The sequence below is a fragment of the Amycolatopsis keratiniphila subsp. keratiniphila genome, from assembly GCF_001620365.2.
Classification (GTDB): domain Bacteria; phylum Actinomycetota; class Actinomycetes; order Mycobacteriales; family Pseudonocardiaceae; genus Amycolatopsis; species Amycolatopsis keratiniphila.
This window is the reverse complement of record NZ_LQMT02000060.1, coordinates 42,817-53,192: the sequence shown is the minus strand read 5'-3', so window position 1 is coordinate 53,192 and position 10,376 is coordinate 42,817. Positions and strand designations below refer to the sequence as shown.

The 10,376-nt window shown below is 68.9% G+C and carries 12 protein-coding genes; 8 read left to right on the top strand and 4 right to left on the bottom strand.

The window, feature by feature from the left end:
- Nucleotides 1-26: 26 nt before the first annotated feature.
- Nucleotides 27-662 carry a fibronectin type III domain-containing protein gene (locus AVR91_RS42125; RefSeq protein WP_063273340.1) on the bottom strand — a complete coding sequence of 212 codons (636 nt, stop codon included), beginning with the start codon at nucleotides 660-662 and terminating at the stop codon, nucleotides 27-29.
- 260 nt (nucleotides 663-922) lie between these two features.
- Here AVR91_RS42125 and AVR91_RS42120 point away from each other — a divergent pair, with 260 nt between their 5' ends.
- The 4 genes from AVR91_RS42120 to AVR91_RS44195 all read left to right on the top strand — a co-directional run bounded on the left by AVR91_RS42120 (nucleotide 923) and on the right by AVR91_RS44195 (nucleotide 3,130).
- Nucleotides 923-1,474, top strand: a complete 552-nt coding sequence (locus AVR91_RS42120; protein WP_016335427.1) for a sigma-70 family RNA polymerase sigma factor — start codon at nucleotides 923-925, stop codon at nucleotides 1,472-1,474.
- On the top strand, nucleotides 1,471-2,181 hold the full coding sequence (locus AVR91_RS42115; protein ID WP_063273339.1) for an anti-sigma factor family protein: 711 nt from the start codon (nucleotides 1,471-1,473) through the stop codon (nucleotides 2,179-2,181). Before AVR91_RS42120 ends, AVR91_RS42115 begins: the two co-directional genes overlap by 4 nt.
- The gene (locus tag AVR91_RS42110; protein ID WP_063273338.1) at nucleotides 2,178-2,642 is read left to right on the top strand and encodes an SRPBCC family protein; all 465 of its coding nucleotides are present in this window, start codon (nucleotides 2,178-2,180) and stop codon (nucleotides 2,640-2,642) included. Before AVR91_RS42115 ends, AVR91_RS42110 begins: the two co-directional genes overlap by 4 nt.
- A gap of 341 nt (nucleotides 2,643-2,983) precedes the next feature.
- Nucleotides 2,984-3,130 (top strand): hypothetical protein, encoded by a 147-nt coding sequence (locus AVR91_RS44195; RefSeq protein ID WP_228709494.1) that lies wholly within the window; start codon nucleotides 2,984-2,986, stop codon nucleotides 3,128-3,130.
- On the opposite strand, the gene AVR91_RS42100 is transcribed toward AVR91_RS44195, so the two are convergent.
- Nucleotides 3,109-4,512, bottom strand: coding sequence for an MFS transporter (locus tag AVR91_RS42100; RefSeq protein ID WP_063273337.1), 1,404 nt, complete (start codon nucleotides 4,510-4,512; stop codon nucleotides 3,109-3,111). The genes AVR91_RS44195 and AVR91_RS42100 overlap by 22 nt on opposite strands.
- A 99-nt stretch (nucleotides 4,513-4,611) precedes the next feature.
- On the opposite strand from AVR91_RS42100, the gene AVR91_RS42095 reads away from it, so the two are divergent.
- Nucleotides 4,612-5,013 carry a winged helix-turn-helix transcriptional regulator gene (locus tag AVR91_RS42095; RefSeq protein ID WP_016335422.1) on the top strand — a complete coding sequence of 134 codons (402 nt, stop codon included), beginning with the start codon at nucleotides 4,612-4,614 and terminating at the stop codon, nucleotides 5,011-5,013.
- On the opposite strand, the gene AVR91_RS42090 is transcribed toward AVR91_RS42095, so the two are convergent.
- Both AVR91_RS42090 and AVR91_RS42085 read right to left on the bottom strand, forming a co-directional pair.
- On the bottom strand, nucleotides 5,003-5,584 hold the full coding sequence (locus tag AVR91_RS42090) for a DUF6000 family protein (protein WP_063273336.1): 582 nt from the start codon (nucleotides 5,582-5,584) through the stop codon (nucleotides 5,003-5,005). The genes AVR91_RS42095 and AVR91_RS42090 overlap by 11 nt on opposite strands.
- An 82-nt stretch (nucleotides 5,585-5,666) precedes the next feature.
- A complete protein-coding gene (locus AVR91_RS42085) occupies nucleotides 5,667-6,986 on the bottom strand; it encodes a cation:dicarboxylate symporter family transporter (RefSeq protein WP_063273335.1) in 1,320 nt (439 codons plus the stop codon).
- A gap of 206 nt (nucleotides 6,987-7,192) precedes the next feature.
- Here AVR91_RS42085 and AVR91_RS42080 point away from each other — a divergent pair, with 206 nt between their 5' ends.
- From AVR91_RS42080 to AVR91_RS42070, 3 genes are all read left to right on the top strand, one after another.
- A complete protein-coding gene (locus AVR91_RS42080) occupies nucleotides 7,193-8,797 on the top strand; it encodes an ATP-binding protein (protein ID WP_063273334.1) in 1,605 nt (534 codons plus the stop codon).
- Nucleotides 8,794-9,462: a response regulator gene (locus tag AVR91_RS42075; RefSeq protein ID WP_037345590.1), complete on the top strand. Its 669-nt coding sequence runs from the start codon at nucleotides 8,794-8,796 to the stop codon at nucleotides 9,460-9,462. The genes AVR91_RS42080 and AVR91_RS42075 overlap by 4 nt, the downstream gene beginning before the upstream one ends.
- 196 nt (nucleotides 9,463-9,658) lie before the next feature.
- Nucleotides 9,659-10,207 (top strand): snapalysin family zinc-dependent metalloprotease, encoded by a 549-nt coding sequence (locus tag AVR91_RS42070; RefSeq protein ID WP_063273333.1) that lies wholly within the window; start codon nucleotides 9,659-9,661, stop codon nucleotides 10,205-10,207.
- Nucleotides 10,208-10,376 lie beyond the last annotated feature (169 nt).

The following is a 10,376-nucleotide window of genomic DNA, read 5'->3' as shown; positions in this document are numbered from 1 at the left end:
ACCGTTCATAGCATCCGGAGGGGGAACTACCCCTTACCGCTCACGAGGTCCAGCACGGGCGAAGCGGGCCCGTAGTAGAAAGCGCGCAGCCGATACGAGGAGCCTTCTTCGCCCGGCATGGTGGCGAGCCCGGCCGACGTCGTCCCCGGATCGGAGACCTCGATCGGCACGAACTCGGCCGCGCCGGGTTTCTTGATCTCCACGAGGAAGCCGTCCTCGTCGCTGGAGCGGTCGGCCCAGCTGAACTTCACCATCTCCTCCGGCGCCGGCTCGGCCCGGAACGAAGCCGGGGCGGCCGATCGATCGCCCGCCCGCAGCGGCACGGCGGGGCCGGAAGCGGCGGGAGTCGCGGGGCCGGAAACCGTCACGGCGTCCGAAACGGCACCGTAGAACGGCCGGATCCGGTAGTAGAACCGCGTTTCCGGCATCAGATCCGGATGCCGGTAGGTCGTCTGCCGGGGCGGCACGAACTGCAGGATCGTGTACTCGCCCCGCGGATCGGTCGTGTACTCGACGATCCGCCCCGCGGCGGCCGGATCGTCGTCGGGCCAGCTCAGGTCGACGTTCACCGGATCCGTCAGCGTCGCGGTGAAACCGGGCTCGTCGCCGCATCCCGACACGAAGGCGACCGCCAGCAGAACGGCCGCGAGTTTCCTTGGCACGCCGAGACCCTCCCGGGAATCAGGCGGCGGCGGAATCCGGAGGCGTCAGCATACGAGCGCGTCCGATGATCGACAAGACCCCGGTTGAACCGCATCCGCCGGCCGTCCGTGTGGGAGGCAAGAGGAGGCGGCCATGGAGAACCGAGGAGAGGCCGGTGCCGATGCACAGTTCGATCGCGGCGCGCGCCGAACGATCCACTCTGCCCCTGCGGGTTGCAGTACTGTCCTCGCCGACCCAGAAGACCGTCGGGAGGACGCGAGTGGCGATCGGAGGCTGGCGGCCCAAAAAGGCCAAAGGCGAGGACTTGGTCCGGCACTTGTACGCCGAACACGGGCGAAGCCTGCTGGCGTACGCGACAAGGCTGACCGGGGACCGCGCGGCCGCGGAGGACGTCGTGCAGGAGACCTTGGTCCGGGCCTGGAAACACGCCGAAGACCTGGAGAACGACGCGAAGGGATCGGTGCGGGGCTGGCTGCTCACGGTCGCCCGGAACATCATCACCGACCGCGCGCGGGCCAGGGCGGCGCGGCCACCGGAAGTGGCGGAGCCCGCGGAAGGCGTGCCCACCCCGGCGGTGGAGCGGGACCACGCGCAGAGCGTCGTGGACTCGATGGCCGTGCTCGGGGCCATGGACGGCCTGTCCACGGAACATCGTGAGGTACTGGTGGAGATCTACTACCGGGGCCGGACGGTGGCCGAAGCGGCGAAGTCCCTTGGCGTGGCCCCGGGTACCGTTAAGTCGAGATCTTATTACGCGTTACGGGCGCTCAGAGCCGTGATGTCCGGACCCGGGAAGGAGGTAGCGCGATGAGTGCGGTGGGACACGACCAGGGCCAGCTCGCCGCCTACGTCCTCGGCGGCCTGACTCCGGGCGAAGCGGCCACGTTCGAGACGCATCTGGCGAACTGCCCCACGTGCCGTCGTGAGGTGCGCGAGCTGTCGGAGCTGCGCCACCACCTTGACGAGGTGCCGCCGGAGGCGTTCCTCGAAGGACCTCCCGACGGGGGAGATCTGCTCCTGCAGCGCACGCTGCGTCAGGTTCGCGAAGAAGAGGGCGCACAGGAGCGCAAACCGCGGCGGCTCCTCGCCGTCGCCGGTGCGGCCGTGCTGGTCGTGGTGGCGCTCGGCGCGGGTGTGCTGGTCGGACGGCAGACGTCGCCCGAACCGTCGACGGTGGCCCTGCCGGTGCCGACGGCGACCGCTCCGGTGCCGGGCACCCGTGACCTCGCGGCGACCAACCGGGACACGGGTGTACAGCTGGCGGTCCGGGTGGTTCCGGCCGCGGGATGGGTGCGGCTGCACGCCAAGGCGACAGGTGTCCGCGAAGGCGAGAAGTGCGCGCTCATCGTGGTGACCAAGAGCGGAGAGCGGGTCAACGCCGGCAGCTGGCTCGTTTCGGAGAAGGGACAGCGTGAGGGCACCGGTGTCGATGGTTCCGCGCTGGTCGCCCCGAACGACGTGGCCTCGGTCGACGTCGTGACGATGGACGGCCGGAACCTGGTGTCGGCGCAGGCATGACGGGTTCGCTCACGGGTCGCGGAGGCGGTTGGTACCGCTTCCGCGACACGTGGGTGCTGCCAGCCTCGCCCAAGGCGGTTTTCGACGCGGTCGTCGACTTGGCCGCGTATCCGTTGTGGTGGCGCGACGTGCGTTCGGTCAGCCGGATCGACGACGACACCGCGGAACTCGTCTGCCGCTCCAGGCTGCCGTACGCGCTGACCGTACGGATGCACCGGGACCGCCAGGACGAACGCGAGGGACGGCTGCGAGTGCTGCTCAGCGGTGACCTCGAAGGGACGCTGGCCGGCGCGCTGATCGCGGTGGGAAGCGGCACGAGACTGGAGATCACGCAGGAGGTCGAGGCGCGGAAACCGTTGCTGCGCAAGCTCGATCGCGTCGCCAGGCCGGTCTTCCGGATCAACCACGCGCTCATGATGCGGCGTGGGCAACACGGATTGCGGGGGTACCTGGGGCGCTAGGCTCAGGCCATGCGTGTCGCCACCGTGCAGCCGTTCACCGTCCCGGCGGACCTTTCCGCGAACATCGCCGAACACGCCAGGCTCCTCCGGATCGCGGACGCCGACTTCTGCGTGTTCCCCGAACTCTCCCTGACCGGTCTGGAATTCGAGGCGCTCGCCACCGATCCGGGGCTCTGGCTGACGCCGGACGACCGGCGCCTCGAACCGCTTCGGGACATCGGTTCGCTCGTCCTCGGTCCCGACGGGGAAACCGTTGCCACCTATGCGAAACGGAACCTGCACGACAGCGAGGAAGAGCTCTTCGAACCGGGCACGCGGCAGGTGATCGTCGAGGTTGCGGGATGTGGGTGGTGCTTTCCCAGTACTCCGGCAAGACCGGCGGCATGGCCGCGTTCGGCGGCAGCGGGGTCTGGAAACCCGGAGGCGCCGCCGAGGTGCGTCTCGGCGGCGAGGTCTCCGAGTGGGCTTACGCGACGATCGCTTCCTGAGCCTTCCGGGTGCGAAGGAGCACAGTCGCGGCGAAGACCGCGAGAGCGAGCAGGCCGGCGCTCAACGCGTACGCGGCCCGATAGCCGCTAGCGAGTGCTTCGGGCATCGCGGCTCCTTCGGCCAGCACTGATCCGGTGCGTGAAGCAGCGGCGGTCGCGAGGACGGCGGTCCCGATCGCCGCGCCGATCTGCTGCGTGGTGTTGATCAGCCCCGAGGCGACCCCGGCGTCGGCAGGCGCGACATCCGACATCGCCTGCCCCATCAGCGCCGGCATCGCCGCGCCGAACCCGACGCCCATCAGTACGAGCGCGGGCAGGACGTCCGTCGCGTAGTCACCGTCGGTTTGGACGGTGGCGAGGAAGCCCAGCGCCAGCGCCACCAGCGAGAGCCCGCCGATGAGTACCGTTCGCGCCCCGAAACGGTGGTTCAGCCGCTCGGCGAAGACCAGCGACATCACCGCGATCGAAAGCGGGGCGGGCAGGAAGGCGAACCCGGTGCTCAACGCGTCGAGCTGGAGCACGCGCTGCAGGTAGAGCGCGGTGATGAACTGGAAACCGAACAAGCCGGCCACCATCAGGACCATCACCGTGTTCGCCCCGGACACCGCGCGGAGGCGGAAGATCCGCAGCGGCAGCAACGGCCGGCTTGCCTTCGCCTGCCGGAGCACGAACCCGGCGAGCAGAAGCAGCGACACCGCGAGCAGGCCGAGCGTGCGGGCGTCGGCCCAGGTGTACTCCTCGGCCTTGACGATCGTGTAGACCAGCAGCATCAGGCCGCCGGTGACCAGCCCGGCGCCGGTGACGTCCGTGCCGTCGCGCAGGCCGGGGCCTCGATCGTCCCCGAGCACCCGGACGGCGAGCGCCAGCGCGAACGCGCCGATCGGCAGGTTGACGAAGAACGTCCAGTGCCAGTCGAGCAGCTGGGTGAGCGTGCCGCCCGCGATGAGCCCGATCGACGATCCGGCGGCCTGGGTGAAGCTGTAGACGCCGATGGCCTTCGCCCGAGCTCGCGGTTCCGGGAAGAGCGTGGTGATCATGCCGAGTACGACGGCCGACGCCAGCGCGCCACCGGCGCCCTGCAGGAAGCGGAACCCGATGAGCTGCGCCTGGTCCTGCGCGATTCCGCAGAGCAGCGAGGCGAGCGTGAACAGGCCGAGCCCGGCGAGGAAGACCCGTTTCCGGCCGATCAGGTCGCCCAGCCTCCCGGACAACAGGAGCAGCCCGGCGAAGGCGATCAGGTAGGCGTTGACCACCCAGGCCAGCGCCGAGGGCGTGAAGCCGAGGTCGTTCTGGATCGCGGGCAGCGCGACGGCGACGATCGAGCCGTCGAGGACGACCATCAGCGAGACGGCGCAGAGTACGGCGAGGGCGAAAGCGCGCATGGTGATCCTTCGAGATTTCCCCAGGTGATGCCTTGGTGCATCACTTGTAACAGCGCCCATCTTGTGTGACTCTGTTCCTCGCCGGAAGGAGGCACTTTCATGTCCCAGGGGAACACCGATGTGACCGCGCAGGCCAGGGTCGTCGATCCCGAAAAACTCGAAGTGTGCACCGTGCTCGAGGTGATCAACCGGATCAGCGGCAAGTGGGCGATCGGCATCCTGCTGGAGGCCACCCGCGGCCCCGTGCGGTTCACCGAACTGGAGCGCTCGGTGGAGGGGATCAGCAGGCGGATGCTCACCCTGACGTTGCGGAACCTCGAACGCGACGGCCTGCTCGAACGCACCGTGTACCCGACGGTGCCGCCGAAGGTGGAGTACGAGGCCACGCCGATGGCGAAGGAGCTGTACGCGTCGTTGAGCGGCTTGCTGACGTGGGCCGAGCGTCACCGCGACTCGATCGCCGCGTCCCGTGTCGTGTACGACGAGAAGGTCAGCGCCTGACGCCCGCCGCGTGCACGGCACGCTGGACGTGCGAGCACAGCATGGCTAAGTACATCTTGTGGAACGGCAGGTCCGTGCTGTTCTTCGTGGACCAGCTTTCCCAGAGCCCGCCCGGCCGCAGATAGCGTGACGTGTACGCGGTCGTGAGGTCGGCGTCGATGTGGTGCAGGGCCGCGAGCGCCCATTCCTGGTCGTAGCGCAGATCCGGCCGCGCGAGGTAATGGTCCAGATAGGACACGAGGATCTCGGCGTCGGCGATCGTGCCGAACCGGGCGAGCGCGAAACAGTAGCCCTGCCCGGCGAAGACCAGGCCGCTTTCCAGGAACAGTTCCCGGATGCGGCTTCGCCACGCGGTGCGGCGGTCGACGCCGATCAGCCAGGCCGCGGTGATCCGGGGCCGCCAGTCCGCCGCGAGCAGTTCGCCCAGTTCGTCGTCGGTGACGGTCCGCGCGTCGTCCACGAGGTCGCGCAGGAACCGTTCGCGTTCGGGGTCGGTCATCATCCCGGCGAAGTTGCCGTGCAGCAGCTTCGAGTACCGCGAGCGCACGTAACGGTCGATGGCGTCCGGCATACCGCTCAGCTTCCCAGAAAAGCGGAACCGCGGTGCGAGGACGGGGGCCCCTCGCACCGCGGTTCCGGTCTGCCGCCGGGCGCTACGCGTGCGCCACGGCCTTCTCCCTGTCGCCGTCAGGATCCTTCGGCGTGTCGGAATGGTCGTCGATCAGGGTGGCTTCGTCGAACGGTGCCTGGCCGCTGAAGACCCGGTTGGCCTGATCCCGGTCGAACTCCTTGGTCCAGGTGCCGACCAGGACGGTCGCGACGGCGTTGCCCGCGAAGTTGGTCAGCGCGCGGGCCTCGGACATGAACCGGTCGATGCCGAGGATGAACCCGACGCCGTCGACCAGTTCCGGCCGGTGCGACTGGAGACCGCCCGCGAGGGTGGCGATCCCGGCGCCGCTCACGCCCGCCGCGCCCTTCGACGCGATGATCATGAACAGCAGCAAGGAGATCTGCTCGCCGACACCCAGCGGCTGGTCCTGCGCGCTGGCGATGAACAGCGTCGCCATCGTCAGGTAGATGGCCGTGCCGTCGAGGTTGAACGAGTAGCCGGTGGGCACGGTGATGCCGACGACCGGTTTGGACACCCCGAGGTGCTCCATCTTCGCGATCAACCGCGGCAGCGCCGACTCCGACGACGACGTCGACAGGATCAGCAGGAATTCGCGGCCGAGATAACGCAGCAGGGTGAAGATGTTGATCCGCGCGCCGAGCCACAGCACCGCGCCGAGCACACCGAACACGAACACCAGGCAGGTCAGGTAGAAGCCGATCATGATGACGGCGAGGCTGCGCAGCGCGCCCCAGCCGGTTTCGCCGACCACCGCGGCGATCGCGCCGAACGCGCCGACCGGGGCGGCCCACATGATCATGGCGAGGATGCGGAACACGAGCCGCTGGATGTGCTCGATGCCGCGGCGGATCGGCTCGCCCTTGGTGCCCAGCTTCTGCACGGCGAAGCCGGCGAGGAGCGCGACCAGGAGAGTCTGCAGCACCTGGCCTTCGGTGAACGCGGAACCGAAGCTGGTGGGGATGATGCCCATCAGGAAGTCGACGGTGCCTTCGCCGCCCTCGGCCTGCTTGTGCGCCTTCGCCGCGGCGGCGGGGTCGAGGTGCAGGCCCTCACCCGGGTGCAGGAGGTTGCCCACGACGAGGCCGATCGCGAGCGCGAACGTCGACATCATCAGGAAGTAGCCGAGCGACAGCAACCCGACCTTGCCGACCTTCGCGGCCTTCGCCACCGATCCGATGCCGAGCACGATGGTGCAGAAGATGATGGGGGAGATCATCATCTTGATGAGGTTGACGAAGCCCGTGCCGAGCGGCTTGAGCTCCTTGGCCAGACCCGGCGCCGCGAACCCGACGATGACGCCGAGGACGACCGCCGCGATCACGGCCAGGTACAGGTAGTGCATCTTGTCGCGGCGTCGTGGCGCCGCTTCCGGCGTTGTAGGCACCTTTGCCTCCAGCTCAGGGGGGTGTCCGTGGGATTGCCGGTCACTATCACCCGGGCTGGTGAGCTGGGTCACGGTTGTGTTCATTGAGTTCGCACGAGTGGTTTCCGGGGAATTCCGGCCGGGCGCGCTGCGCGGTCCCGCCGGCGGTGTGCTGGTATGGGCGGGTGCCCTCGACGACGCGGATCCGGACCAGGCGCGGCAGTCTCGCCCGTCAGCTGCTGATTCTGCAGCTCGTCGTGCTTTTCGTGCTCGTCGCGGCCGGGGTCACCTTCGCGTACCTCGATTCGGTCAGGGCCACCGAAGACCGGGCGCGGGACAAGGTGACCGCGGTCGCCGAAGCGGTGGCGGACGCCCCCGGCGTGCTGGCCGCACTGTCCACATCGGAGCCGACCCGGACACTGCAGCCGTTCGCGCAGAGTGTCCGCGCGGACACGGACGTGGACTTCGTGACCATCATGGACAAGAACGGCATCCGCTACACGCACCCGAATCCGGCGCTGATCGGGCAGCGGTTCATCGGCAACATCGGCGAGGCGCAACGTGGCGGCAAGGTCGTCGAGACCTACGCCGGTTCGCTCGGCCCGTCCGAACGCGTCGTGGTCCCGGTGCGCGGCGCCGCCGGGCAGGTCGTCGCGCTGGTGTCGGTCGGCATCACGGTCGAAGCGATCGACGCGGAACTGCGGGAACGGCTGTGGCCGCTGATCGGGGTCGCGGCGGCGGTACTGGTGGTCGGCGGGATCGGCAGCTATCTGGTCAGCGCCCGGCTCCGGCGGCAGACCAGGGGGATCGCGCCGGAGGAACTGAGCAACCTGTTCGAGTACCACGAAGCCGTCTTGCATTCCGTGCGCGAGGGGCTGCTGCTCGTCGGCGGGGACGGGCGAGTGGTGCTGTGCAACGACGGAGCGCGGGCGCTGCTGTGCGTCGACGAGGACGTCGTCGGGCGTGAACTGTCCGCATCGGACATTCCCGAAGATCTCGTCGAAGCCTTCACTTCGGGGGAGGAGCGCACCGACGAACTGCATCTCACCGAGGCCAGGGTGCTCGTGGTCAGCACGTCGCCGGTGCGCTCGCGCGGGAAGGCGATGGGCACCGTGGTGATCCTGCGCGATCACACGGAACTCCAGGCGCTGACCGGGGAACTGACGACGGTGCGCGGACTGGCCGAGGCGCTGCGGTCGCAGGCGCACGAAGCGGCGAACCGGCTCCACACCGTGGTTTCGCTGGTCGAGATCGGCCGCCCCGAACAGGCCGTCGAATTCGCGACCGAAGAACTCGCGCTGGCGCAGGAACTCACCGACCGCGTGGTCGGCGCGGTCGCCGAACCCGTGCTCGCGGCGCTGCTGCTGGGCAAGGCGGCGGAGGCGAGCGAACGCGGCGTCGAGTTCACGATCACGCCCGACACCGTCATGGAGGATTCGGACACCGGCGTCCCGCCTCGGGACCTGGTGACCATCCTCGGCAACCTGATCGACAACGGTATCGACGCGGCGGCGGGGAACGCCGGCCACGGCGGACGGCCCGGGGTCGAGGTGACCGTCCGCGCGGATGCCGACGGGTTGCTGCTGCGGGTCGCCGACACCGGGCCGGGCGTCGAGGACGTCGAAGAGGTGTTCCGGCGTGGGTGGTCCACTAAACCCGAGGACGGGCACGGGCTCGGGTTGGCGCTGGTGGGTCAGGCGGTGCGGCGGCACAGTGGGACGATCGACGTCGGCCGCGACGAGGGCGCGGTGTTCACCGTGTGCCTGCCGCCGAAGGAGTCCGCCCGATGATCAAGGTGCTGGTCGTCGAGGACGAACCGGTGGCCGCCGACGCGCATCGGGTGTACGTGGAGCGGATGCCGGGCTTCACCGTCGCCGGGGTCGTGCACTCCGGCGGGGACGCCCTGCGGTTCTGTGAACGCGAACCGGTCGACCTGGTCCTGCTGGACTTCTACCTCCCGGACACGCACGGCCTCGCCGTCTGCCGGTCGCTGCGTGCGGCCGGGCTCCCGATCGACGTCATCGCCGTGACCTCGGCGCGGGATCTGGCGCTGGTGAAGGCAGCCGTGTCGGTCGGCGTGGTGCAGTACCTGCTGAAACCGTTCACGTTCGCCTCACTGCGGGAGAAATTGGAGCGCTACGCGGAGTTCCACGGCGCTTCGGGCGAAGTCACCGGACAGGCCGAGATCGACCGCGCGCTCGGCACCCTGCGCACCACCGAGCGGCAGGCGCTGCCGAAGGGGATGAGCGGGCAGACCCTGGAGGCGATCACCGAAGTCCTCGCCTCGGCCGCCGACGGCCTCTCCGCCGGAGCGGCCGCGACCGCCATCGGCGCCTCCCGCGTCACCGCGCGCCGCTACCTCGAATACCTCGCCGACAACGGCCTCGCCCAGCGCGAGCCCCGCTACGGCCAGGTCGGCCGCCCCGAGGTCTGGTACAAGCCGAAGACCGTATAACGACCTATACCGTGGAATCGGAAAGCTGGTTCCACGGTCTTGAGCGGAGCATGATCGTATGCGGACATGCGCATGTCAATAGGTCGAAAGTGTTGGTAAATCACCAGCTGGCCGACACTACGAAAGTCGGTGCCGGGTCGCGGCCGGGGCTCCTAAATTCACGAACCATTCCGTTGTCCTCACAAGGAGTGGGTCCATGGCAAGGAAGTTCTTCGTCTCCGCGTCCGTGAGTTTGGCGCTGCTGGCCGTCCCGGTCACCGCGGGCCAGGCCACGGCGGCGGTCCAGCCTGCTCAGAAGACCGCCGCGGCGACCACGGTCTACTACGATGCCTCGGGAGCCCCCAGCTTCCGGGCCGCCATCCAGGCCGGCGTGGCGAACTGGAACAGCTCGGTGTCGAACGTGAAGCTGCAGGAGAGCTCGTCGGGCGCCACCTTGCGCTACACCGAAGGCAACGACCCCTCGGGTTCGTACGCCGAGACCGACGGCCACGGCCGCGGCACCATCTTCATCGACTACACGCAGGCGCGGCAGTACGACCAGACGCGGATCGCCGCGCACGAGACCGGCCACGCGCTCGGCCTGCCGGACAACTACCAGGGCCCGTGCTCCGAACTGATGTCCGGCGGCGGCCCCGGCCCGTCCTGCACCAACGCGACGCCGAACGCTCAGGAGATCTCGCGGGTGAACTCGCTGTGGGCCAACGGGCTCGTCGCGGCGGGCGCCATCCAGCGCATCTACAACTGACGCTTCTGGTCCCGTGAGTGGTGAGGACGGTTCTAACGGACTCGGATTCACCTACCCACTGGTGTGATTGGCGGTCGACGGGGGAAGATTCCGGCCGTTGAACGTCCGGAATCTTCCCCCTGTCACCGCGTCTGCCACCGGTCGCGCTTGGCGCGACCTTGATCAACGG